Raw genomic sequence first — 23143 nt, forward strand, 5'->3', positions numbered from 1 at the left:
AAGTCCGACCGCCCGGTTGCCCCACCCATTTGTACCCCCCCTAGACTGAATCTCCAGCACAGGCGGCTACACGCTCGAAAGGCGCCCCCGTGTCCATCGGCAACTCCCCTGAAGACGAGCGTCCGTTCGAAGACGTTTCCGAGGAAGCCCGCCCCTCCGTCGGCCGTGCACTGCAGCAGGCGCGCATCGCCGCCGGGCTCACCGTCGACGACGTCAGTACCGCCACCCGGGTCCGTATCGCCATCGTGCACGCCATCGAGGCGGACGACTTCGCGGCCTGCGGCGGCGACGTCTACGCGCGCGGGCACATCCGGACCCTGGCCAGGGCCGTGAACCTCGATCCGGCTCCGCTGATCGCCCAGTACGAGACCGAGCACGGCAACGGCCGCCCGGCCCCGACCCCGGCCGCGCCCCTCTTCGAGGCGGAGCGCATCCGTCCGGAGCGGCGCGGACCGAACTGGACCGCGGCCATGGTCGCCGCGATCGTCGTGGTGATCGGCTTCGTCGGGTTCACGATGGTCAAGGGCGGTGACGACGGCGGGAAGGAGAACGTCGCCGACGGCACCGCGTCCACCGAGTCCGCCTCGCCCACGCCCAAGGCGGAGAAGCCCGCCGTCCCCGAGCCCGAGCCGTCGGACAGCGCCATCGCCGCCGCGCCGCAGGACAAGGTGACGGTGCAGGTGAGCGCCGTCGACGGACGCAGCTGGATCTCGGCCAAGGACCACAACGGCCGGCTGCTGTTCGACGGCCTGCTCAAGCAGGGCGAGTCCAAGACCTTCCAGGACAGTTCGAAGATCAACCTGGTGCTCGGCGACGCCGGCGCGATCGACCTGTTCGTGAACGGCAAGAAGATCGAGGACGACTTCCAGCCGGGAGCCGTCGAGCGCCTCACCTACACCAAGGGCGACCCGCAGGCCGGATAAACAGCCCCAGGCGGTACATCGACGACGGGGTCGGCCAAGCTCGGCCAACCCCGTCGACGTGGGCCGTCTGCGGGACGAAGTAGTCTTGAGCCCATGCCTGAACGCCGTACCGTCGCACTCGTCACCCTTGGCTGCGCCCGTAACGAGGTGGACTCGGAGGAGCTCGCAGGCCGTTTGGAGGCGGACGGCTGGCGGCTCGTCGAGGACGCCGCCGAAGCGGACGTCGCCGTCGTGAACACCTGTGGTTTCGTCGAGGCCGCCAAGAAGGACTCGGTCGACGCCCTCCTGGAGGCCAACGACCTCAAGGAACACGGGAGAACGCAGGCCGTCGTGGCGGTGGGCTGCATGGCCGAGCGGTACGGCAAGGAACTCGCCGAGGCCCTCCCCGAGGCCGACGGCGTGCTCGGCTTCGACGACTACACCGACATCTCGGACCGGCTCCAGACCATCCTGAGCGGCGGCATCCACGCCTCCCACACCCCGCGTGACCGGCGCAAGCTGCTGCCCCTCAGCCCGGTGGAACGGCAGGCGGCGGGCGCGTCCGTCGCGCTGCCCGGCCACGGTCCGGCGGACCTGCCGGAGGGCCTCGCCCCGGCCTCCGGTCCCCGCGCGCCCCTGCGCCGCCGGCTGGACGGCTCCCCGGTCGCCTCGGTGAAGCTCGCCTCGGGCTGCGACCGGCGCTGCTCCTTCTGCGCCATCCCGTCCTTCCGCGGCTCCTTCATCTCACGCCGCCCCAGCGACGTGCTGAACGAGACGCGGTGGCTGGCCGAACAGGGGGTGAAGGAGATCATGCTGGTCTCCGAGAACAACACCTCCTACGGCAAGGACCTCGGTGACATCCGCCTGCTGGAGTCCCTGCTGCCGGAGCTCGCCGAGGTCGACGGCCTCGAGCGGGTGCGCGTCAGCTACCTCCAGCCGGCCGAGATGCGGCCCGGTCTGATCGACGTCCTGACCTCCACGCCGAAGGTCGCCCCGTACTTCGACCTGTCCTTCCAGCACTCCGCGCCCGGCGTGCTGCGCGCGATGCGTCGTTTCGGCGACACCGACCGCTTCCTCGAGCTGCTCGACACCATCCGGAGCAGGGCGCCGCAGGCCGGTGTGCGCTCCAACTTCATCGTCGGTTTCCCCGGCGAGTCCGAGGCCGACCTCGCCGAGCTGGAGCGCTTCCTGAACCACGCGCGGCTGGACGCCATCGGCGTCTTCGGCTACTCGGACGAGGAGGGCACGGAGGCGGCGACCTACGACACCAAGCTGGAGGAGGACGTCGTCGCCGAGCGGCTGGCACGTGTCTCCCGGCTGGCCGAGGAACTCGTCTCGCAGCGCGCCGACGAGCGGGTCGGCGAGACCGTGCACGTGCTGGTGGAGTCCGTGGACGAGGAGGAGGGCGTCCACGGCCGGGCGGCGCACCAGGCCCCCGAGACGGACGGCCAGGTGCTGCTCACGAGCGGCGGGGGTGTGGGCGTCGGCCGTATGGTCGAGGCGAAGGTGGTCGGTACGGAGGGTGTCGACCTGGTGGCCGAGCCGCTCTTCCAGGGCTCGCTCGCGTGTAGTGAGGAGGCGGGCAGATGACGGGTGTCCCGGCATCGGCGGCAGGAGGCCCCTCCGGCACGAGGAGGGCGACGGCGAACGCGGCCCCCGGGACCGTCCCGGGGACGGCGGCCGGTCGCACGGCCGCGCGGGAGGCCCGGAGCTCGACTCCGGGACCGCCCGGCGGCGGCCCGGGGGCGGGCGGACGGTCCGGCCGTGGCCAGGGCGGGGAGCAACTGCCCGGCGGGGAGGTGTCCGCGGGCGTCTTCGACGGCGCCGTGGACGCCGTGGACGGGGCGAAACCGCCGCGCGGCGGGAAGATCGCGGCGGCGGCCGTCAACCAGGCCAGCGTCTGGAACATCGCCAACCTGCTGACCATGCTCCGGCTGCTGCTCGTACCGGCCTTCGTCGCGCTGATGCTCGCCGACGGCGGATACGACCCGGCGTGGCGGTCGCTCGCCTGGGCGGCGTTCGCCGTCGCCATGATCACCGACCTGTTCGACGGTCACCTGGCGCGCACGTACAACCTGGTCACCGACTTCGGGAAGATCGCCGATCCCATCGCCGACAAGGCGATCATGGGGACGGCGCTGATCTGCCTCTCGGCGCTGGGCGATCTGCCCTGGTGGGTCACCGGGGTCATCCTCGGCCGGGAAATCGGCATCACGCTGCTGCGTTTCCTGGTCATTCGCTACGGCGTGATCCCGGCCAGCCGCGGGGGCAAGCTCAAGACCCTCACCCAGGGCGTGGCCGTCGGCATGTACGTACTGGCGCTCACGGGATGGCTGGCCACCCTGCGGTGGTGGGTGATGGCCGCCGCGGTCGTGCTGACCGTGGTGACCGGACTCGACTATGTGAAACAGGCCATTGTGCTCCGCAGGCGGGGAATTGCCGAGCGCAAGGCGGCGTTGGAGGAGACGGAAGCGTGAGTTCCACGGCCACCGAGGTGGTGCGACTACTCACCGTGAACGGCGGAACGCTCGCTGTCGCCGAGTCGCTGACCGGTGGCCTGGTGGCGGCGGAGATCACCTCGGTTCCCGGGGCCTCCAAGGTCTTCCGTGGTTCGGTGACGGCGTACGCCACCGACCTGAAGCACGGACTGCTCGGCGTGGACGCCACTCTGCTGGCTCAGCGCGGAGCGGTGGATCCGCAGGTGGCGGCCCAGATGGCGGCCGGCGTGCGCAAGGCGCTGGGTGCCGACTGGGGCGTCGCGACCACCGGCGTCGCCGGCCCGGACCCGCAGGACGGCCAGGCCGTCGGGACGGTCTTCGTGGCCGTGGACGGTCCCTCCGGAGTCGGTTCCGGTTCCGCCTCCGGCGGAAAAGTGGAGCGCCTGCGGTTGAACGGCGACCGCGCGGAAATTCGTATGGAGAGTGTACGGAGCGTACTCGCACTGCTTCTGACGGAGCTTGTGGGCGAACAGACCGGAAATGAGCGGGCACAGGATACGGAACGGAACGGGGGGTTTTGATGTTTGCAGCCCAGAGTGAACACGACATCGCTCCCCGCACGGCCGCAGCACGAGGCGGTACGGTGGGGCGAGAAGGATGCGGCTACGCGGTCCGAGGAGGGAGCCACCGATGATTCTGCTCCGTCGCCTGCTGGGTGACGTGCTGCGTCGGCAGCGCCAGCGCCAGGGCCGTACTCTGCGCGAAGTCTCCTCGTCCGCCCGAGTCTCACTCGGCTATCTCTCCGAGGTGGAGCGGGGGCAGAAGGAGGCTTCCTCCGAGCTGCTCTCCGCCATCTGCGACGCGCTGGACGTACGGATGTCCGAGCTCATGCGGGAAGTGAGCGACGAGCTCGCCCTCGCCGAGCTGGCCCAGTCTGCTGCAGCGACCCCCAGCGAGCCCGTACCCACGCCGGTTCGTCCGATGCTGGGTTCCGTTTCGGTGACCGGCGTGCCACCGGAACGGGTGACCATCAAGGCGCCCGCCGAGGCGGTGGACGTCGTCGCCGCGTGACGCGGTTTCGCGCACGCGCGGTGTGAGGGTGTGAGAGGCCCCGGTCTGGGCCCTTCCGGGAGATCCGGAGGGGTGCTGCCGGGGTTTTCGCATGTCCGGGGCGTCCGCGTGCGTTTGCCGGTGCGGCATGCGGCGGTCATCGTTGAGTGAGGAGGCGGGGGACGGCTACGGAGGTGCGGATGTACGTCGTGAAGAGTCCATTGTCCGACGCGAACCTGAAGACGGTGTCCGAGGCGCTGCAGGGCGCCCTGGTGGATCTGGTGGATCTCGCCCTCGTGGCGAAGCAGATCCACTGGAACGTGGTCGGACAGCGCTTCCGTTCCGTCCACCTCCAGCTGGACGAGGTCGTGGCCGTCGCGCGCAAGCACGCCGACACCGTGGCGGAGCGCGCCGCGGCACTGGGCGTCTCGCCCGACGGGCGCGCCGCGACGGTGGCCGTCGGCAGCGGGATCGGGGTGACGCCCGAGGGCTGGGTCGACGACACGACCGCGGTGGGAACGCTCGTGGAGGCGCTGGGCGCGGTGATCGCCCGCATGCGGGAGCGGGTCACGGCGACCGGGGAGGCGGACCCGGTGAGCCAGGACATCCTCATCGCGGCCACGGCGGACCTGGAGAAGCAGCACTGGATGTTCCAGGCCGAGAACGGGTGACGTGACCCCGGAGGGTCGCGCGGCTTCCGGTCGGCGGTCCCGCGGCATCCGGCCGGGGAGGCGGGGCCCATGACGGGACGGATGGTGTGCCGGGGGGCCGCCGTGGGGCTCGGGGCGCTGTGGTGGTGGTCCCTGGCACGGCTGCTGCTGGTGCCCGGCGCCGGTGCGCTGGAAGGGGCGGTCGCGGCCGGCGGGTGGGGGCTCAGCCTGCTGCCGGTGCACTGCATGCCCAGGGGCCGGGCGGAAGGGGTGATGGCCGCCGGCCGGTGGCGGCGAGCCTGGCGCGCGGGCACCGCCTCCTCCGCGACGGCGGTCCCCCAGGAGGCGCCGCGCCCCCGTCCGGACGGGGAATCCGGCCGGCGGTGACGGCCGTGGTGCCGGAGACCGGGGACGGGACCGTGCGGGCGGACGGCCTCCGGGCTGTGCCCGTCACCACCGCGGGGCTGCGGTGCGGCGCGGCCGGGACGGCGTGGGAGCCGGGCCCGGCTGGCAGACCGGGCACCAGTAGGTGGGACGCCCGCGGGAGCCGTCGCCCTGGTCGGCGAGGCGGATCGGGGTGCGGCAGCGCAGGCAGGGGCGGGACGCGCGACCGTACACGAACAGGTCCGGGTCGCTCAGGCCCGTCGTGTTGCGGACCGGGCGCTCGCGGTTGGACTCCAGCAGCTTCCTGGCGAGTCCGGGCAGTTGTGCGGCGCGCTCGGCGGGCAGCTCCCCCGTGGGGAGCCAGGGGGTGACGCCGAGCAGGAAGCAGAGCTCGCTCTTGAACACGTTGCCGATGCCGGCGAGGTTGCGCTGGTCCAGCAGGGCCTCGCCGAGGGGGCGGGACGGGTCCCCCAGGAGGTTGGCCAGCGCCCGGTCCGGGTCCCAGTCCGGGCCCAGGAGGTCGGGGCCGAGATGGCCGACCGCGCGGTCCTCGTCACGGGTGCGCAGGAGTTCCACGACGGGGAGCCGGTAGCCGACGGCCGTGCGGTCGGCGTTGCCGAGGATCGCGCGGATCTGGTGGGCGGGGCCGCCGCCCCAGCGCTGCCCCTCCGCGTACACCCGCCAGGAGCCGTCCATCCGCAGGTGCGAGTGCAGGGTCAGCCCGCCCTCGATGCGTGCGAGCAGGTGCTTGCCGCGCGCGGTGACGTCCAGGACGGTCCGGCCGGTGAGGTCGGCCGTGGCGTACTTGGGCACCCGGAGGTCGCTGCGGGTCAGCACCCTGCCCGCGAGGGCGTCGTGCAGCCGCCGTGCGGCCTGCCGGACCGTGTCTCCTTCGGGCATGCGTCAAGGGTGGCACGTCGGGCCGGACGCGGTGTCCGGCCCGGCCGGGCCACCGGCCCGGGTCAGGCGCGCAGGCGCAGGCCGCGCGGGGTGGCGACGAAGCCCGCGGACTCCAGGAGGGCACCGAGGGGGGAAGTCAGGGCCGGGGCGCCGTTGACGCGCTCCACGGTGACCGTGCCGAGGGAGCCCGCGCGGGCGGCCGAGGCGAGGGCTTCGGTGGCGGCCGGGAGGCGGGGGTCGTCGACCGGCCGGCCGTCGGGGTCGGCGGGCCAGGCCAGCAGGGTCTTTCCACCGCGTTCCAGGTAGAGCGCCAGTTCGCCGTCGACGAGCACCACCAGGGAGCCCGCCTTGCGGCCCGGCTTGTGCCCCGCGCCGGTCGGTGGCTCGGGCCAGGCCAGGGCGGCACCGTACGCGTTGGCCGGGTCGGCGGCGGCGAGGACGACGGCCCGGGAGGCGGCCGGGCCGGTACGGCGGCCCGCGAAGGGGTCGTACGACGCCCGCCCGCCGTTCCACCAGGGCGGCGGGGCCTGCGGGGCGATGTCGCGGGGGGAGAGGTAGTCGCCCGGCGCCGGAACCGGGTACGGCGCGTCGTCCGAGCCGGGGGAGCCGTCGTGGCCCGCGGCGGTCGTACGGGAGCCGTCGGAGGCGTCGGCGAAGCCGTGGGCGGTGAAGGGTCCGGAGCCGCCGTCGAACGGGCCGGGCCCGCCCCCGCCGGGGCCGGGGAGGCCGTCATCGCGCTCGCGGGCGCCTGCCACGGCGCGGAGGCGGTCCACCGCGCCGTCCGTCGCGAACTGGGCGGCGCCCAGCCCCTCCACCACGTAGCCGCGGCGGGCCTGCCCCGTCTCCTCGAAGGCGGACAGGATCCGGTACACCGCCGAGAAGCCGCCCTCGACGCCCTCCGCGGAAACGGCCCCCCGGGTCACCACGCCGTGCCGGTCGAGCAGGGTGCGGGCCAGCGCGTGGGCGCGGACCGTCGGGTCGTCCTCCCGGTCCGGGAGCAGGGACCAGCGGCCGGCGACGGTCGGCGGACTGGTGCGGGAGGCGGCGCGGGCGGCCGCCGTGAGCGAGCCGTAGCGCCCGCGCGGGATCGAGCGCCTCGCGCGGTGGGCCGTGGAGCCCGCGGTGCGGCCCGAACCCAGCAGGGAGCGCAGGGGGGCGAGGGTGTCGTTGGTCAGCCGTCCCGACCAGGCCAGGTCCCAGAGGGCGTCGGAGAGTTGCGGATCGGTGACCTCCGGGTGGGTGGTGGCGCGGACCTGGTCGGCGATCTGACGGAAGAACAGGCCGTAGCCGCCGGACAGGGCGTCCAGCACGGACCGGTGGAGGGCGGTCGGCTCCAGGGGGTGCGGGGGCGGCAGGAGCAGCGGAGCCGCGTCCGCCAGGTACAGGGAGACCCAGCCGTCCTTCCCCGGCAGGGCGCCGGCGCCGGCCCACACCACCTCCCCGGCGGCGGTGAGTTCGTCCAGCATCGCGGGGGCGTAGTCCGCCACCCGGGACGGCAGGACCAGTTTCTCCAGGGCGGACGCGGGCACAGCCGCGCCCTGCAGTTGCTCGACGGCGCGCACCAGGCCGTCGACGCCGCGCAGCGCGTGCCCCTTGCCGAGGTGCTGCCACTGGGGGAGGAACTGGGCGAGCGCGGCCGGCGGGGCCGGCTCCAGTTCGTGCCGCAGGGCGGCCAGGGAACGGCGGCGCAGTCGGCGCAGCACGGCCGCGTCGCACCACTCCTGGCCGATCCCGGCCGGGTGGAACTCGCCCTGGACGATCCTGCCCGCCGCCGCGAGCCGCTGGAGGGCGCCCTCGGTGACCGCCACGCCCAGCCCGAAGCGGGCCGCCGCGGCGGCCGACGTGAACGGGCCGTGGGTGCGCGCGTACCGTGCGAGGAGATCGCCGAGCGGGTCCTTGACCGGCTCGGTGAACGCCTCCGGCACGCCGACCGGCAGCGCCGTGCCCAGCGCGTCGCGCAGCCGCCCGGCGTCCTCGACCGCCGCCCAGTGGTCGGCGCCGGCGACACGGACCCGGATGGCACGCCGCGCGGCGGCCAGCTCCCGCGCCCACTGCGGCTCGGCCCCCCGCTCGGCCAGCTCGGCCTCGGTGAGCGGCCCGAGCACGCGCAGCAGGTCGGCCACACCCTCCACGTCCTTGGCGCGCCGGTCCTCGGTGAGCCACTGCAGCTCGCGCTCCAGCTCGGCCAGCACCTCCGCGTCGAGCAGCTCGCGCAGTTCGGCCCGGCCGAGCAGCTCGGCCAGCAGCCGCGAGTCCAGGGACAGGGCGGCGGCGCGGCGCTCGGCGAGCGGGGAGTCGCCCTCGTACAGGAACTGTGCGACGTACCCGAAGAGCAGGGAGCGGGCGAAGGGGGACGGCTCGGGGGTGGTGACCTCGACGAGCCGCACCGCGCGGGACTCCAGGTCGCCCATCAGCTCGGCGAGACCGGGAACGTCGAAGACGTCCTGGAGGCATTCGCGGACCGCCTCCAGGACGATCGGGAACGAGCCGAACTCGCCCGCCACCCGGAGCAGCTGGGAGGCGCGCTGGCGCTGCTGCCACAGCGGGGTGCGCCTGCCGGGATTGCGGCGCGGCAGCAGCAACGCGCGGGCGGCGCACTCCCGGAACCGGGACGCGAACAGCGCCGAGCCGCCCACCTGGTCGGTGACGACCTGCTCGACCTCGCCCTTGTCGAAGACGACGTCCGCCGCCCCCACGGGGGCCTGTTCCGCGTCGTACTCCGCGCCGGCCTTCACCGGCTCCTGGTCGAGCAGGTCCAGGCCCATCAGATCGGCGTCCGGCAGGCGCAGCACGATGCCGTCGTCGGCGTGCATCACCTGGGCGTCCATGCCGTACCGCTCGGAGAGCCGGGCGCCGAGCGCCAGCGCCCACGGGGCGTGCACCTGGGCGCCGAACGGCGAGTGCACGACGACCCGCCAGTCGCCGAGCTCGTCGCGGAAGCGCTCCACGACGATCGTGCGGTCGTCCGGGACGTGGCCGCAGGCCTCGCGCTGCTCGTCGAGGTAGGACAGGACGTTGTCCGCGGCCCAGGCGTCCAGCCCCGCCGCGAGGAGCCGCCGGCGGGCGTCCTCCCGGGTGAGCGAGCCGACCTCGCGCAGGAAGGCGCCCACCGCGCGGCCCAGCTCCAGCGGACGGCCCAGCTGGTCGCCCTTCCAGAACGGCAGCCGGCCCGGCACCCCCGGTGCCGGGGAGACCAGGACGCGGTCACGCGTGATGTCCTCGATGCGCCAGGAGCTGGTGCCGAGCGTGAAGACGTCGCCCACGCGGGACTCGTACACCATCTCCTCGTCGAGTTCGCCGACCCGTCCGCCGCCCTTCTTGGGGTCGGCGCCCGCGAGGAACACCCCGAACAGGCCCCGGTCGGGGATGGTGCCCCCGGAGGTGACGGCGAGGCGCTGGGCCCCGGGGCGGCCGGTGATGTCGCCCGTCACCCGGTCCCACACCACGCGCGGACGCAGCTCCGCGAAGGCGTCGGACGGATAGCGGCCGGCGAGCATGTCCAGGACGCCCGTGAAGGCGGACTCGGGCAGCGAGGCGAAGGGCGCCGCCCGGCGGACCGTGGCGAGCAGGTCGTCGAACTGCCAGGTGTCCATGGCCGTCATGGCGACGAGCTGCTGGGCCAGGACGTCCAGGGGGTTCGCGGGGACGCGCAGGGACTCGATGGCGCCCGCGCGCATCCGCTCGGTGACCACGGCCGCCTGCACGAGGTCGCCCCGGTACTTCGGGAAGACCACGCCCGTGGAGACCGCGCCCACCTGGTGCCCCGCGCGGCCGACGCGCTGGAGCCCGGAGGCGACGGACGGCGGCGACTCGACCTGGACCACCAGGTCGACGGCGCCCATGTCGATGCCGAGCTCCAGGCTGGAGGTGGCGACCACCGCGGGCAGCCGGCCGGCCTTGAGGTCCTCCTCGACCAGGGCGCGCTGCTCCTTGGACACCGAACCGTGGTGGGCGCGGGCGAGGACCGCGGGGGCGCCCTGGGCGCTCCCGGAGCCGCCCATGAGTTCGGCGGGGGAGTGGTGCTCGCCCAGGGGCTCCCCGGTGGCCCGTTCGTGGGCGATCTCGTTGAGACGGTTGCACAGGCGCTCGGCGAGGCGTCGCGAGTTCGCGAACACGATCGTCGAGCGGTGCGACTGGACCAGATCGGTGATCCGCTCCTCGACGTGCGGCCAGATCGACGGGCGTTCGGCGCCCTCGGAGCCGTCGGCGACCGGGGAACCGCCCAGTTCGCCCAGGTCCTCGACCGGCACCACGACGGAGAGGTCGAACTCCTTGCCCGACTCCGGCTGGACGATCTCCACCTTGCGGCGGGGCGAGAGGAAGCGGGCCACCGCGTCGACCGGGCGGACGGTCGCCGAGAGGCCGATGCGGCGGGCCGGCGCGGGCAGCAGTTCGTCCAGCCGCTCGAGGGACAGCGCGAGGTGCGCTCCGCGCTTGGTGCCGGCGACCGCGTGCACCTCGTCCAGGATCACCGTCTCCACGCCCGTCAGCGCGTCGCGCGCGGCCGACGTCAGCATCAGGAACAGGGACTCGGGGGTGGTGATCAGGATGTCCGGCGGGCGGGTGGACAGGGCGCGGCGCTCGGCGGGCGGGGTGTCGCCGGAGCGGATCCCGACCTTCACCTCGGGCTCGGGCAGGCCCAGACGCACGGACTCCTGCCGGATGCCGGTCAGCGGGCTGCGGAGGTTGCGCTCGACGTCGACCGCCAGGGCCTTGAGGGGGGAGACGTACAGAACGCGGCAGCGCTTCCTCGGATCGGCGGGCGGGGGCGCGGAGGCCAGCTGGTCCAGGGCCGCGAGGAAGGCGGCCAGCGTCTTCCCGGAACCGGTGGGGGCGACCACCAGGACGTCCGAGCCCTCGCGGAGGGCCTGCCACGCGCCGGTCTGGGCGGGGGTGGGCGCGGAGAACGCCCCCGTGAACCAGCCGCGGGTCGCGGGGGAGAAGCCGTCCAGGGCCCGGTGCGGTGTGCTGACCATGCGTCCATCGTGCACCCGGGCACTGACAAGGGGCCTGACCTGGCCGGACGGGGTGTCCCGGCCTGCGGGCCGGCACCGGGGCTGCGTGACAATGGCCGCATGACGGGATCGGGCGGGGAGCGTGCGCGGCACTGGCAGTACGCCGAGCTGCCCGGTGTCGACCTCCTGCGGGCCCGCTACATACGGAAGGCCTTCGTCCGGCACACCCACGAGCACTTCGTGATCGCCGCCATCTCCGACGGGGTGGAGGTCTTCCACCACGGCGGGAGCGACCAGTACGCGGGCGCCGGGGCCCTCGCGCTGGTGAACCCGGACACCGCGCACACCGGGCGGGCGGGCGTTCCCGAGGGATGGCGGTACGGGGCGGTGTACCCGTCGCCGGAGGTGGTGGCCGCGATCGCCGCCGAGACCACCACGTTGCGCGGCACGCCGGGCTTCGTGTCACCGGTGCTCGACGATCCGTACACCGTCCGCCTGGTGCACCAGGTGCTGCGGGCCACCGACGAGGGCAACGCGCTCGCCGCCGACACCCTGCTGAGGGTCGCCGTGACCCGGCTGCTGCGGCTGAACGGCGGGTCGCTGCCGCGCCGGGAGGTGCGGACGGCGGGCGCCCGGACCGCCGCCCGCGCGCGTGCCCTGCTGGAGGAGCGGATGGCCGCACCGCCGACGCTGGAGCAGCTGGCCGGTGAACTCGGCACCGGCCCGTTCGCCCTGCTGCGCGCCTTCCGGGACGCCTACGGGATGCCGCCGCACGCCTGGCTCACCGATGCGCGGGTGCGCAGGGCACGGCGGCTGCTGGACGCGGGGACGGCGCCGTCGGCGGCGGCCGTCGCGGTCGGGTTCACCGACCAGCCGCACCTGAACCGCCACTTCGGCCGGATCGTGGGCGTGCCCCCGGGCGCCTACCAGCGCGAGCGCAAGAACGTACAAGACCCACCGCGCGAACCGTTCGTACCGTTGGAGGCGTGGCAACGGAACAGACAACTCTCACAGACGTACGGGACACCGGGGGAGGGAAGCCGGACGGCGCCGTCGTACGGGACGCCCTCGGGGTCGGGGTCGCCGTCGGACTCTCCGGGTTCGCCTTCGGGGTGACCTCGGCGGGCAGCGGGCTCACGCTGCTCCAGACCTGTGCGCTCAGCCTGCTGGTGTTCACCGGTGCGTCCCAGTTCGCGCTGGTGGGGGCGCTGGCGGCCGGTGGGGGTCCGTTCACGGCCGCCGCGGGGGCGTTCTTCCTGGGGGTGCGCAACGCGTTCTACGGGCTGCGCCTGTCGCAGCTGCTGGCCCTTCCGCGCATGGTGCGGCCGTTCGCCGCCCAGTGGGTCATCGACGAGACGGCCGCCGTCTCGCTCGCCCAGCCCGACCGGCGCAGCGCGCGCATCGGGTTCCTGGTGACCGGGCTCAGCCTGTACCTCCTGTGGAACCTCACGACCCTGCTCGGCGCGCTGGGCGCCGAGGCCATCGGGGACACCGACGCCTGGGGCCTGGACGCGGCCGGTCCCGCGGTCTTCCTGGCGCTGCTCGCACCGATGCTGCGGACCGGCACCGAGCGGGCCGTCGCCGGTGTCGCCGTCCTCCTGGGGCTCGGTCTGCTGCCCGTGCTGCCCGCCGGCGTGCCGGTCCTGGTGGCCGCCCTGGCGGCACCGGCCGTCCTGTGGGCACAGGGCCGCCGGAAGGGCGCGGCGCGCGGTGACGTGCCGGAGGAGAACCGTTGAACATCTGGATCGCGATCGGCGTGACCGTCCTCGGCTGCTACGCCGTCAAGCTGGCCGGGCTGCTGGTGCCCGCCGGAGTCCTCGAGCGCCCTCTGGTCAGGCGGCTCGCCGCGCTGCTGCCGGTCGCCCTGCTCGCCGCCCTGACGGCCCAGCAGGCCTTCGCCGACGGCCGGGCGCTGGTGCTGGACGCGCGGGCGGCGGGGCTGGCGGCCGCCGCCGTGGCGCTGGTGCTGCGCGCCCCGTTCCTGGTCGTCATCGGGGCGGCCGTGGTCGTCACGGCGGGAGTGCGCGCTCTGGGCGGGTGAGGCGGTCACCGGCCGACCTCCGACGGCGGTGCCGTGCGGGGGCGCGGCCGGGTCCGGAGCGGGCCGGTCCGCGTCCTCCCGGCCCCCGGGGCACGCGGTCCGGAGGCCCACCGCCGGATGTGCCGGTCCGGCGGTCAGCCGATCGGGCGGCCGTACGCCACCAGCGTGCGCAGGGCCTCGATCGTCACCATGGGGCGGGCCTCCAGCACGGGCGCCGGTGCCCACCGGCGCCCGCGGACGGGCCAGCCGCCGTCCTCCTGCTGCCCGGCCGCGAGGAAGTCGAGGGAACGTGCCATCTCCTCGTCGGTGAACCAGGCGCGTGCGAGTGACCGCGGTGTCCTCGCGTAGTCGTGGGGGAAGTGGTGCTCGCCCGGGGCGCAGCCGGGCGCGACCGGGTACGCGTCGAGGTCGTCCGGGTCGAGCACCGCGAGCCGCCGCCTGCGCACCAGGCGGCCCAGCCGCTCGGCGGCGGCCTCCGCGCGGGCGCGGTCGGGGGCCCGGTCCAGGAAGGCCACGGCGGCCCGGACCTCGTACGGACGGGCCCCCTCCAGCGACTCGACGGCCTGCCAGCAGAAGTCCGTGGCCCGGAACAGCCAGGCGTGCCACACCTCGTTGCGGTGCAGCAGGCCCACCACCGGCCCGGTGGCCAGCAGCCGGCCGAGCGGGTCCTCCACCGACGGGTCCTCCACCGCCGGTACGAAGGGCGCCGTCGGACAGTCGCGCCGACGGGGGTGCACCGCCGGGAGCGCGCCGTCCGCCGTGGAGACGGACGTCAGGTAGCGGCACACCCGCTCCGCGCGCCGTCCGTCGCACCGCCCCAGGGCGTCCAGCACGCCCAGGGCGCGGGCGGTGTGCAGGGGCCGGCTGACCGGACCGCGCAGATCGGGCTCCAGTCCGTGGCCGTATCCGCCGTCCTCGTTGCGGTAGGCGTCCAGGGCCGTCTCCACCGGATCGGCGGCGCCGTCCCGGAACTGGTGGGCGAAGAGGCGCTGTTCGAGCACGCGCGCGGTGAGCCAGACGAACCGCTCCGCCCGTGCGAGCGGGCTGTCGTGCGCCGGGGAGGTCGGGGTCGGTGGGGCAGCTCCGGGATCGGCCATGGATCCGACCGTAGGGCGGGAAGCGGGCCCGGCAGGCCGTCCGGCTCGGGGCCACCCCCACACGCGGGATACTGGGGGCATGCGGTTGACGGTCTTCTGGGAGCGGATGGCGGAGCACTTCGGGTCGGGCTACGCCGACACCTTCGCACGCGACCATGTCATGTCGGAGCTCGACGGGCGCACCGTGCACGAGGCGCTGGCGGCCGGCTGGGACGCCAAGGACGTCTGGCAGGTGGTCTGCGCGGTGATGGACGTTCCCCGGGAAAAGCGCTGATCGTCACAGAGATCGCCGGGGGGCGGACGGCCGGTGGGGGCATGGGTCAGACTTGCCCCCGTGGCATCCACTGACGAGACCGGGCAGGCAGCCCAGCACACCTCCGCGCCAGGCGCACCACCGCCCGCCGGCCCCCCGGTGGACCCCGTGGCCGGGCCGGGCGCCCGCATGCCGCGCTGGCTGCCGCGCGCCATGGTGCTCGCGCTCGCGCTGGTCGCCGTGTTCCAGCTGGGCAGCTGGGCCTTCCACCAGCTCACCGGTCTGCTGATCAACGTCCTCATCGCGTTCTTCCTGGCGCTCGCCGTCGAACCGGCGGTGAGCTGGATGGCCGCGCGCGGGGTGCGCCGGGGGCTGGGCACCTTCCTGGTCTTCCTGGCGGTGCTGATCGGGGCGGCGGGTTTCGTCACGCTGCTCGGTTCCATGCTGGCGGGACAGATCATCAAGATCGTCGAGGACTTCCCGGAGTACCTCGACTCCGTCATCAACTGGTTCAACACGCACTTCCACACCGAGCTGCGGCGGGTGGACATCCAGGAGGGCCTGCTGCGCTCCGACTGGCTGCGCACCTACGTGCAGAACAGCGCCACCGGTGTCCTGGACGTCTCCGCGCAGGTCCTCGGCGGCCTCTTCCAGCTGCTGACCATCGGGCTGTTCTCGTTCTACTTCGCCGCCGACGGCCCGCGGCTGCGGCGCGCCCTCTGCTCCGTCCTGCCGCCCGCCCGGCAGGTCGAGGTGCTGCGCGCGTGGGAGATCGCCGTGAACAAGACCGGCGGCTACCTGTACTCGCGCGGTCTGATGGCGCTGGTCTCCGGCCTGGCGCACTACGTACTGCTGGAGTTCCTCGAAGTGCCCTACGCGCCCGTGCTCGCGGTGTGGGTGGGCCTGGTGTCGCAGTTCATCCCGACCATCGGCACCTATCTCGCGGGCGCCCTGCCCATGCTGATCGCCTTCACGGTCGATCCCTGGTACGCGCTGTGGGTGCTGATATTCGTGGTGGTCTACCAGCAGTTCGAGAACTACGTCCTGCAGCCCAAGCTGACCTCCAAGACCGTCGACATCCACCCGGCGGTCGCCTTCGGCTCGGTCGTCGCGGGCACCGCCCTGCTCGGCGCCGTGGGCGCGCTGATCGCCATCCCCGCGATCGCCACCCTCCAGGCGTTCCTCGGCGCCTACGTGAAGCGGTACGACGTCACCGACGACCCCCGTGTGCTCGGCCACCGCGGTTCCGGCCGGGGGCCGGGGGCCCTCGCGCGCGCCCGGCGCCTGTGGGTCCGCCGCCCGGGGGCGGGCACCCGGGGCGAGGACGCCGGGGCCGACTGACGGGGAGGCGGTGTCGCGCCGGCTTTCCGGGGCACCGGACGCCGGCCCGGGTGCTCCGGGCGCGCTTGACACAAAAATCGAACGTCCATTCTCATAGGGGTGCCGGTGGGGCTCGATGACGGGTGGTTCGTCATGTTTCGAGGCGATATGCACCTGAGTTGTCCACAGGCCGGACGTGCGTCGGGACGCGTTGTCAGTGGCAGGCGTTAGCGTCTTTGACGTGAAGCGATCGACTCAAGCAAATCGGGTGGAACCCATGGCAGGAACCGACCGCGAGAAGGCGCTCGACGCCGCGCTCGCTCAGATTGAACGACAATTCGGCAAGGGCGCGGTCATGCGCATGGGCGAGCGGTCGAAGGAGCCCATCGAGGTCATCCCGACCGGGTCGACCGCGCTCGACGTGGCCCTCGGCGTCGGCGGCCTGCCGCGCGGCCGGGTGGTGGAGATCTACGGGCCGGAGTCCTCCGGCAAGACGACCCTGACCCTGCACGCGGTGGCGAACGCCCAGAAGGCCGGCGGCCAGGTGGCCTTCGTGGACGCGGAGCACGCCCTCGACCCCGAGTACGCGAAGAAGCTCGGCGTCGACATCGACAACCTGATCCTCTCCCAGCCGGACAACGGCGAGCAGGCCCTGGAGATCGTGGACATGCTGGTCCGCTCCGGCGCCCTCGACCTCATCGTCATCGACTCCGTCGCGGCGCTCGTCCCGCGCGCGGAGATCGAGGGCGAGATGGGCGACAGCCACGTGGGTCTGCAGGCCCGCCTGATGAGCCAGGCCCTGCGGAAGATCACCAGCGCGCTCAACCAGTCCAAGACCACCGCGATCTTCATCAACCAGCTCCGCGAGAAGATCGGCGTGATGTTCGGCTCCCCGGAGACCACCACCGGTGGCCGGGCGCTGAAGTTCTACGCCTCGGTGCGCATCGACATCCGCCGCATCGAGACCCTGAAGGACGGCACCGAGGCGGTCGGCAACCGCACCCGCTGCAAGGTCGTCAAGAACAAGGTGGCGCCCCCCTTCAAGCAGGCCGAGTTCGACATCCTCTACGGCCAGGGCATCAGCCGCGAGGGCGGCCTGATCGACATGGGCGTGGAGCACGGCTTCGTCCGCAAGGCCGGCGCCTGGTACACGTACGAGGGCGACCAGCTCGGCCAGGGCAAGGAGAACGCCCGCAACTTCCTGAAGGACAACCCCGACCTCGCCAACGAGATCGAGAAGAAGATCAAGGAGAAGCTGGGCGTCGGGGTGCGGCCCGAGGAGCCCGCCACCGAGCCGGGCACGGACGCCGCGGACTCCGCAGCCCCGGCCGAGGCGGCCGCGGTGCCGGCTCCGGCGGTGAAGGCCGGCAAGTCCAAGGCCGCGGCGGCCAAGAGCTGACCCGTGACCCGACGAACCGACTGGGCCGAGTACGAGTCCGCCGCCACCGGTGTCCCACGGGGGAGGGGCACCGAGGGCGGCGAGGGCTCGGCCGTGGGCGGTGACGAGGTGTACGACGACAGCACCGGTGCGGACGGCCGCCCCCCGGACTCCGGCAGCAGCCGACGGTACGGGGGCGGCGCACGGGCGGGCGGCTCGCGTGACGGCGGGGCGCGCGCTGGACGCGGGCGCAGGCGCCGGGCTTTCGGCGAGGCGGCCGCGGAGGACGGGGGCGACTCCTCCTCGTCGAGGGCCGGGCAGGAGGAGCCCCCGGGGGACCCGGTGGAGCGGGCACGGGCGATCTGCCTGCGCCTGCTCACCGGGACCCCGCGCACGCGGAAGCAGCTCGCCGACGCCCTGAGCAAGCGGCAGATCCCGGACGAGGCCGCCGAGGAGGTGCTGTCCCGGTTCGAAGAGGTCGGGCTGATCGACGACAGTGCCTTCGCGGACGCCTGGGTGGAGTCCCGGCACCACGGCCGAGGGCTGGCCCGGCGCGCGCTCGCCCAGGAGCTGCGGACCAAGGGCGTCGACCCCACGCTGATCGACGCGGCCGTCTCGCAGCTCGACTCCGAGCAGGAGGAGGCGACCGCGCGCGAACTGGTCGCCCGCAAGCTGCGCTCCACCCGGGGACTCGACCGCGACAAGCGGATCCGTCGCCTCGCGGGCATGCTGGCCCGCAAGGGCTACCCCGAGGGCCTCGCCCTCCGCGTGGTCCGGCAGGCGCTGGAGGAGGAGGGCGAGGACACGGAGTTCCTCGGCGACGAGGGGTTCTGAGGCGACGAGGGGTTCTGAGGAGGCGGGACAACGGGGCGTGGTGGTCGGCCCGGTGATGCGGGCGCCGGCGTCCCCGCCTTTCCGCCCGCTCCTACTCCGGTACGGGCAGCACCGGCAGCCCCGCCGCCCGCCAGGCCTGGAAACCGCCGATCAGGTCGGTGGCCCGGTGCAGCCCCAAGCGGTGCAGGGACTCCGCCGCCAGGCTGGAGGCGTACCCCTCGTTGCAGATCACGACGACGCGCAGGTCATGGCTCGTCGCCTCGGGGAGACGGTGGCTGCCCCGTGGGTCGAGGCGCCACTCCAGCTCGTTGCGCTCGACGACGACGGCGCCGGGGACGAGCCCGTCCCGGTCGCGCAGGGCGGCATAGCGGATGTCCACCAGCAGTGCCTCGCCGGCCCGGGCGGCCTCGTGGGCGCGGATCGCCCCGATCCGCTCGTAGCCCGCGCGTACCCGCTGTAGGAGTTCGTCGATTCCAGGGGCGTCGACGGCCCGCTCGGGTGTCCCGCTCACTGCCAGTCCTCCGGGCGTTCGACCTGCTCCAGGCGCAGCATCCGACCGCTGCGACTGTAGCGGCGGATCAGCGGCAGAGGTGGGTGATAGGCGTGCACGGAGACGGCGTGTCGGTCCGGGGACTCGTTGAGCACCTCGTGCACATGGTGCCGGCCGAAGGCGCGGCCCTGCCCGGCCGGCAGACGGCGTTCCCGGTCCACCCCATCGGCCAGTTCCAGGGCCTTCCAGCCGTCGGCGGGCAGCCGCGCGGTGAGCGAGTTCTCCTTCAGTTCACCCGACGCGGTCATGAAGGCACCGACGGATTCGGCGTGGTCGTGCCAGCCGGTTCCGGTGCCGGGCGGCCAGCCGATCAGCCAGGCCTCACTGCCACCGGGCCCGTCGAGCCGTACCCAGGTACGGCCCTCCGGGTCGAGGGGGAGCGAGGCGATCAGCTCGTCGTCGGCGGCGATACGGCGTACGAAGGCGAGGAGGTCCGCCTGGGTGGGGGAGGCGGCGGGAGGCGTGGCGGGGGAAGAGGCGGCGGGGAAGACAGACACGTGCACCGTCCTGGAGAAGGGTTCGCGGAGGCGCGCGGCGGCGGCATGCGGAGCGGCGAGCGGCGCGCGGGAAGTGAGGGGGAACGCGAAGTCAGCAGGACGGGCGACACACGCAGCCCGCGTAGCGGACGAGGTCCATGTGGACCCTCCGCCACAGGCGCACACAGGTGTCGGTCACGGTGCGGAGTAGACCATGAAGCGGCATATCGCTTCAACCCGTCCTCACCCTGCGGACGCAGGGTCCTTCGGACGCACGAGCCTGCGTGCGTACGGGCCTTCGGGCGCACGGTGAGGGCGACACGACCGGATGCGGCGCGAGCCGCCCTTCGCCACGGACCTCAGCCCGTCGCAGCCCCGGCCTCCGCCTCCGTCTTCGCCTTCGCTCTGGTCTCCGTCGGTCCTCCGACGACCGCCTCCGCCGCCGCGTACAGGTCCGCCGGGCGGACCCCGCCCAGTGCCGTCACCAGATGGCCGTCGGGGCGTACCAGCAGAACGGTGTGGGCCGCCGCCCCCGGATAGCTCTCGGCGACCAGCAGCTCGGCCGGATGCGGCAGCGCCGAGACGGCCGCCGCCAGCCGGGGCATGATCCCGGCGGACATCCAGTGCCTGCGCTCCCACACCCCCGTGCCCGGCGCGATCAGCACCACCAGCAGCGCACCCCGGCCGAGCCGGTCCCGCAACCGGACGAAGGTGCCGTCCTCCGCCGTGACGCGCACGTCCGTCACCGCCGCCCCGGGAGGTGTTCCGACGGGCACCTCGCCCTCGAGGCGGCCGGGTGCGAGCGGCGAGTCGGCGTACGTCCCCGGCGCGCCCAGCGCTCCCCGCCCCAGATGACCGTCCGTCAACAGCGCGTCGTGCCCCCGGGCGGCCCCCGGGACATAGGAACGCAGCCCCCCGCCGCCTCGCAGCAAAGGCAGCACCTGGTCGGCGGCGCGCAGCCGGCCCGAGACGATCGCGCGGCGCTCGGCCTGGTAGCTGTCGAGCAGCGCCTCGTGCGGACCGTGGTGCCAGGCCAGCGCCAGCTTCCAGGCGAGGTTGTCGACGTCGCGCAGTCCCTCGTCCAGCCCGTGCGTGCCCAGCGAGCCGAGCAGGTGGGCCGCGTCCCCGGCGAGGAACACGCGGTCGGCCCGCCAACGCCGGGCCAGCCGGTGGTGCACGGTGTGGACCCCGGTGTCCAACAACTCGTAGGGCGGGGTCTCACCGTGGTTCCAGCCGGCCAGCGTCTCCCGGACACGGGTCAGCAGCAGCTCCGGCGTGACCAGTTCCTTCCCCGGCGGCAGCAGCCAGTCCAGCCGCCACACCCCCTCCGGCAGCGGACGCGCGCTGATCTCCCCGGCCGAGGGACCGGTCGTGCGCCACGGCGGCATGCGGTGCAGCAGCGTCTCGCCGTCCCAGGGGAATTCCGTGCGCAGCGCGGCCACGGCGTATCGTTCCACCGCCGTGCGGCCGGGAAAGCGGATGTCCTGGAGCTTGCGCACGGTCGAGCGGGGGCCGTCGCAGCCGACCAGGTAACTGCCGCGCCACCAGGTCCCCCCGGGGCCGCGGGTGTGGGCGGTGACGCCCGAAGGCTCCTGTTCGAGGGAGTCCAGACGGCTGTCCACCGCGACCTTGACGAGCCGTTCGCGCGCGAGGGCGGCGCGCAGGACGCCCGTCAGGACGTGCTGGGCGATGTGCAGGGGCGCGGGCCGGGCGTCGTCGTAGGTGATCTCGTGCACCACCTGTTTGCGCCGCACCGACCGCCATACGGCCGGGCGGAAGCCGGCCCGGGCGAGCGGCACCCCGGTCAGCCGCTCCATCAGCGCGGCGGTGTCCTCGCGCAGCATGACGGTGCGCGCCGGGCGCGGCTCGTCCTTGCCCGGCCCCTCGTCGAGGAGCACGCACGGCACCTCCTGGCGCGCCAGCGCCAGGGCGAGCGCGAGCCCGACGGGCCCCGCTCCGACGACGATCACCGGGTCCACGGCGCGGCTCCCCCTGCTCGAAGTGACGTCCGTAGGGACGGGGAGGAACAGAAAGACGGAGCAGGGTGCACGATCACAGAACGTATGCAACCCATTGCCGGTGCTTGCGTCAAGTGACCGAAGGCCGGTGGCGATCATGAGAGGGCGCGGGAGCCGTCCCCCTACTTGACTGCTCGTCATATGAGTCCGGGGCGCACCGTTCACCCGCACCGGCGATGCCGGCCGGTCACCCGACACGACTGTGGCCCGCCGGGAAACGGCGGGCCACAGTCGTGTCGTACGACAGGGCGTCAGGTGGCGCCGCCCGCACCGGTTCCGTGGGATCCCCCGACCTCGGCCGCGTTCAGCTCCTCGACGTCCTCGGCGCCGAGCACCGCGCCCGTGCTGCGCTTGCTGCGGCGCAGCCGCGCCTCGAGCCAGGAGGCGAAGGAGGTGAGGGCGAAGTTGAGCGCGATGAAGAGCACGGACACGACCGTGAGGCTGGCGATGACGTTGGCGCCGTAGTAGCCGCTCATCGTGTTGGCCGAGGCGAGCAGCTCGGGGAAGGTGAGGACGGCGCCGCCGAGGGCGGTGTCCTTCACGATGACGACGAGCTGGCTGACGATGGCCGGGAGCATCGCGGTGACCGCCTGCGGCAGCAGGATCAGCCGCATCACCTGGTTCTTGCGCAGGCCGATCGCCATCGCTCCCTCGGCCTGGCCCTTGGGCAGGGACAGGATGCCGGCGCGCACGATCTCCGCGAGGACGGAGGCGTTGTACAGCACCAGACCCGTGACGACCGCGTACAGCGGACGGTCGTCGGAGCTGACGTTGGTGTACTCGGCGAACAGGGCGAGACCGAAGATCATCAGGACCAGGACGGGGATGGCCCGGAAGAACTCGACCACGATCCCGGCCGGGACGCGGATCCAGGCGTGGTCCGACAGCCGGGCGATGCCGAAGACGGCACCGAGCGGCAGCGCGATGACCACCGACAGCGCGGCGGCCTTCAGCGTGTTCTGCAGACCCGGCCAGATGTACGTGGACCACGGCTCGGCGCTGGTGAAGAACGGCTTCCACAGGAACCATTCCAGCTGGCCCTTGTCGTTGAGGGTGCTGAACACCCACCACAGCAAGGCCGCGAGGACGACCAGGAAGACCGCCGTGAAGACGACGTTGCGTCGCTTGGCGCGAGGGCCTTGAGCGTCGTAGAGAACGGAGCTCACCGCTTCACCGCCACCTTCTTGCCCACCCAGCCGAGGAACAGGCCGGTCGGCAGCGTCAGAACCACGAAACCGAACGCGATGACCGCGGAGATCAGCAGCAGCTGCGCCTCGTTCTCGATCATCTCCTTCATCAACAGGGCCGCCTCGGCGACACCGATCGCGGCAGCCACTGTGGTGTTCTTGATGAGCGCGATCAGCACGTTCGCCAGCGGGCCGACGGACGAGCGGAACGCCTGGGGCAGCACCACGAGGCCCAGCACCTGGTTGAAGCTGAGGCCGATCGCGCGGGCCGCCTCGGCCTGGCCGACCGGCACCGTGTTGATGCCGGAGCGGATCGCCTCGCACACGAAGGCCGAGGTGTAGAGGATCAGGCCGAGGACGGCGAGCCGGAAGTTGATCGTCTCGAAGTCGTCCGCGCCGAGGCTGATGCCCAGGGTCTGGTTCAAGCCGAGTGACGTGAACAGGATGATGACGGTCAGCGGGATGTTCCGCACGATGTTCACGTACGCGGTCCCGAAACCGCGCATCAGCGGCACCGGACCGACGCGCATGGCGGCCAGTAGGGTGCCCCAGATCAGGGAGCCGACGGCGGAGAGCACAGCGAGCTGCACCGTCGTCCAGAAGGCCCCCAGCAGGTCGTAATCTTCAAGAAAGTCGAACACGATCTCCCGCGCTTCCGCGTGTAGGGATGCCCGCACCGGTGCGCCGCCCCGCATCCGGGGCGGCGCACC

General features: G+C 73.4%; 23 protein-coding genes. 14 read left to right on the forward strand and 9 right to left on the reverse strand.

What is annotated here, in order from left to right:
- Positions 1-89 precede the first annotated feature (89 nt).
- The 7 genes from CP969_RS27625 to CP969_RS27655 all read left to right on the forward strand — a co-directional run bounded on the left by CP969_RS27625 (position 90) and on the right by CP969_RS27655 (position 5427).
- A complete protein-coding gene (locus tag CP969_RS27625; protein ID WP_004982674.1) occupies positions 90-923 on the forward strand; it encodes a helix-turn-helix domain-containing protein in 834 nt (277 codons plus the stop codon).
- A gap of 93 nt (positions 924-1016) precedes the next feature.
- Positions 1017-2492, forward strand: coding sequence for a 30S ribosomal protein S12 methylthiotransferase RimO (gene rimO / locus CP969_RS27630; protein WP_004982672.1), 1476 nt, complete (start codon positions 1017-1019; stop codon positions 2490-2492).
- A complete protein-coding gene (pgsA, locus tag CP969_RS27635) occupies positions 2489-3379 on the forward strand; it encodes a CDP-diacylglycerol--glycerol-3-phosphate 3-phosphatidyltransferase (protein WP_026084829.1) in 891 nt (296 codons plus the stop codon). Before rimO ends, pgsA begins: the two co-directional genes overlap by 4 nt.
- Positions 3376-3921, forward strand: a complete 546-nt coding sequence (locus CP969_RS27640; RefSeq protein ID WP_016824412.1) for a CinA family protein — start codon at positions 3376-3378, stop codon at positions 3919-3921. The genes pgsA and CP969_RS27640 overlap by 4 nt, the downstream gene beginning before the upstream one ends.
- Before the next feature lie 109 nt (positions 3922-4030).
- On the forward strand, positions 4031-4411 hold the full coding sequence (locus CP969_RS27645) for a helix-turn-helix domain-containing protein (protein WP_003993396.1): 381 nt from the start codon (positions 4031-4033) through the stop codon (positions 4409-4411).
- A gap of 179 nt (positions 4412-4590) precedes the next feature.
- A complete protein-coding gene (locus tag CP969_RS27650) occupies positions 4591-5061 on the forward strand; it encodes a Dps family protein (protein WP_004982664.1) in 471 nt (156 codons plus the stop codon).
- A gap of 69 nt (positions 5062-5130) precedes the next feature.
- Entirely contained in the window at positions 5131-5427 is a 297-nt protein-coding gene (locus CP969_RS27655; protein WP_004982662.1) for a hypothetical protein, read from the forward strand.
- Between the two features lie 63 nt (positions 5428-5490).
- Here CP969_RS27655 and CP969_RS27660 read toward each other — a convergent pair whose 3' ends face one another.
- Both CP969_RS27660 and CP969_RS27665 read right to left on the reverse strand, forming a co-directional pair.
- Positions 5491-6324, reverse strand: a complete 834-nt coding sequence (locus CP969_RS27660; protein ID WP_016824411.1) for an Fpg/Nei family DNA glycosylase — start codon at positions 6322-6324, stop codon at positions 5491-5493.
- 62 nt (positions 6325-6386) lie between these two features.
- Complete coding sequence (locus CP969_RS27665; protein ID WP_150474972.1) at positions 6387-11300, reverse strand: ATP-dependent helicase; 4914 nt, start codon at positions 11298-11300, stop codon at positions 6387-6389.
- 99 nt (positions 11301-11399) lie between these two features.
- On the opposite strand from CP969_RS27665, the gene CP969_RS27670 reads away from it, so the two are divergent.
- The 3 genes from CP969_RS27670 to CP969_RS27680 are packed head-to-tail and all read left to right on the forward strand — an operon-like array spanning position 11400 to position 13320.
- Positions 11400-12395, forward strand: coding sequence for an AraC family transcriptional regulator (locus tag CP969_RS27670; RefSeq protein WP_004982656.1), 996 nt, complete (start codon positions 11400-11402; stop codon positions 12393-12395).
- Positions 12392-13015, forward strand: coding sequence for an AzlC family ABC transporter permease (locus CP969_RS27675; RefSeq protein ID WP_016824410.1), 624 nt, complete (start codon positions 12392-12394; stop codon positions 13013-13015). Before CP969_RS27670 ends, CP969_RS27675 begins: the two co-directional genes overlap by 4 nt.
- Entirely contained in the window at positions 13012-13320 is a 309-nt protein-coding gene (locus CP969_RS27680; protein WP_016824409.1) for an AzlD domain-containing protein, read from the forward strand. The genes CP969_RS27675 and CP969_RS27680 overlap by 4 nt, the downstream gene beginning before the upstream one ends.
- Before the next feature lie 134 nt (positions 13321-13454).
- Here the strand turns inward: CP969_RS27680 and CP969_RS27685 are convergent, their stop codons facing one another.
- Positions 13455-14417, reverse strand: coding sequence for a hypothetical protein (locus tag CP969_RS27685; RefSeq protein WP_016824408.1), 963 nt, complete (start codon positions 14415-14417; stop codon positions 13455-13457).
- A 79-nt stretch (positions 14418-14496) separates the two neighbouring features.
- Here CP969_RS27685 and CP969_RS27690 point away from each other — a divergent pair, with 79 nt between their 5' ends.
- The 4 genes from CP969_RS27690 (at position 14497) to recX (ending at position 18202) form a co-directional block, all read left to right on the forward strand.
- Positions 14497-14691, forward strand: a complete 195-nt coding sequence (locus CP969_RS27690) for a DUF3046 domain-containing protein (protein WP_004982649.1) — start codon at positions 14497-14499, stop codon at positions 14689-14691.
- A gap of 60 nt (positions 14692-14751) precedes the next feature.
- Positions 14752-16011 (forward strand): AI-2E family transporter, encoded by a 1260-nt coding sequence (locus tag CP969_RS27695; protein WP_171817455.1) that lies wholly within the window; start codon positions 14752-14754, stop codon positions 16009-16011.
- A gap of 256 nt (positions 16012-16267) precedes the next feature.
- The gene (gene recA / locus CP969_RS27700; protein ID WP_004982642.1) at positions 16268-17389 is read left to right on the forward strand and encodes a recombinase RecA; all 1122 of its coding nucleotides are present in this window, start codon (positions 16268-16270) and stop codon (positions 17387-17389) included.
- 3 nt (positions 17390-17392) lie between these two features.
- Positions 17393-18202 carry a recombination regulator RecX gene (gene recX / locus CP969_RS27705; protein ID WP_016824407.1) on the forward strand — a complete coding sequence of 270 codons (810 nt, stop codon included), beginning with the start codon at positions 17393-17395 and terminating at the stop codon, positions 18200-18202.
- Positions 18203-18293: 91 nt separating this feature from the next.
- Here the strand turns inward: recX and CP969_RS27710 are convergent, their stop codons facing one another.
- From CP969_RS27710 to CP969_RS27730, 6 genes are all read right to left on the reverse strand, one after another.
- Positions 18294-18713 (reverse strand): rhodanese-like domain-containing protein, encoded by a 420-nt coding sequence (locus CP969_RS27710; protein WP_004982638.1) that lies wholly within the window; start codon positions 18711-18713, stop codon positions 18294-18296.
- A complete protein-coding gene (locus CP969_RS27715) occupies positions 18710-19249 on the reverse strand; it encodes a cupin domain-containing protein (protein ID WP_016824406.1) in 540 nt (179 codons plus the stop codon). The genes CP969_RS27710 and CP969_RS27715 overlap by 4 nt, the downstream gene beginning before the upstream one ends.
- A gap of 91 nt (positions 19250-19340) precedes the next feature.
- Positions 19341-19454 (reverse strand): putative leader peptide, encoded by a 114-nt coding sequence (locus tag CP969_RS34660; RefSeq protein ID WP_004982636.1) that lies wholly within the window; start codon positions 19452-19454, stop codon positions 19341-19343.
- Between the two features lie 133 nt (positions 19455-19587).
- Positions 19588-21207 carry an FAD-dependent monooxygenase gene (locus tag CP969_RS27720; protein WP_016824405.1) on the reverse strand — a complete coding sequence of 540 codons (1620 nt, stop codon included), beginning with the start codon at positions 21205-21207 and terminating at the stop codon, positions 19588-19590.
- A gap of 290 nt (positions 21208-21497) precedes the next feature.
- Positions 21498-22412, reverse strand: a complete 915-nt coding sequence (locus tag CP969_RS27725) for an amino acid ABC transporter permease (RefSeq protein WP_016824404.1) — start codon at positions 22410-22412, stop codon at positions 21498-21500.
- Complete coding sequence (locus CP969_RS27730; protein ID WP_004982626.1) at positions 22409-23074, reverse strand: amino acid ABC transporter permease; 666 nt, start codon at positions 23072-23074, stop codon at positions 22409-22411. Before CP969_RS27730 ends, CP969_RS27725 begins: the two co-directional genes overlap by 4 nt.
- Positions 23075-23143 lie beyond the last annotated feature (69 nt).

The organism is Streptomyces viridosporus T7A (assembly GCF_008704515.1).
Classification (GTDB): Bacteria; Actinomycetota; Actinomycetes; order Streptomycetales; family Streptomycetaceae; genus Streptomyces; species Streptomyces viridosporus.

Excerpts from the sequence above, each read along its gene's own strand:
- pgsA (WP_026084829.1), top strand. The coding sequence starts at position 2,489 with ATGACGGGTGTCCCGGCATCGGCGGCAGGAGGCCCCTCCGGCACGAGG.
- CP969_RS34660 (WP_004982636.1), bottom strand. The coding sequence starts at position 19,454 with ATGCCGCTTCATGGTCTACTCCGCACCGTGACCGACACCTGTGTGCGC.
- CP969_RS27660 (WP_016824411.1), bottom strand. The coding sequence starts at position 6,324 with ATGCCCGAAGGAGACACGGTCCGGCAGGCCGCACGGCGGCTGCACGAC.
- CP969_RS27665 (WP_150474972.1), bottom strand. The coding sequence starts at position 11,300 with ATGGTCAGCACACCGCACCGGGCCCTGGACGGCTTCTCCCCCGCGACC.
- CP969_RS27650 (WP_004982664.1), top strand. The coding sequence starts at position 4,591 with ATGTACGTCGTGAAGAGTCCATTGTCCGACGCGAACCTGAAGACGGTG.
- CP969_RS27690 (WP_004982649.1), top strand. The coding sequence starts at position 14,497 with ATGCGGTTGACGGTCTTCTGGGAGCGGATGGCGGAGCACTTCGGGTCG.
- CP969_RS27645 (WP_003993396.1), top strand. The coding sequence starts at position 4,031 with ATGATTCTGCTCCGTCGCCTGCTGGGTGACGTGCTGCGTCGGCAGCGC.
- CP969_RS27655 (WP_004982662.1), top strand. The coding sequence starts at position 5,131 with ATGACGGGACGGATGGTGTGCCGGGGGGCCGCCGTGGGGCTCGGGGCG.
- CP969_RS27685 (WP_016824408.1), bottom strand. The coding sequence starts at position 14,417 with ATGGCCGATCCCGGAGCTGCCCCACCGACCCCGACCTCCCCGGCGCAC.
- rimO (WP_004982672.1), top strand. The coding sequence starts at position 1,017 with ATGCCTGAACGCCGTACCGTCGCACTCGTCACCCTTGGCTGCGCCCGT.
- CP969_RS27670 (WP_004982656.1), top strand. The coding sequence starts at position 11,400 with ATGACGGGATCGGGCGGGGAGCGTGCGCGGCACTGGCAGTACGCCGAG.
- recA (WP_004982642.1), top strand. The coding sequence starts at position 16,268 with ATGGCAGGAACCGACCGCGAGAAGGCGCTCGACGCCGCGCTCGCTCAG.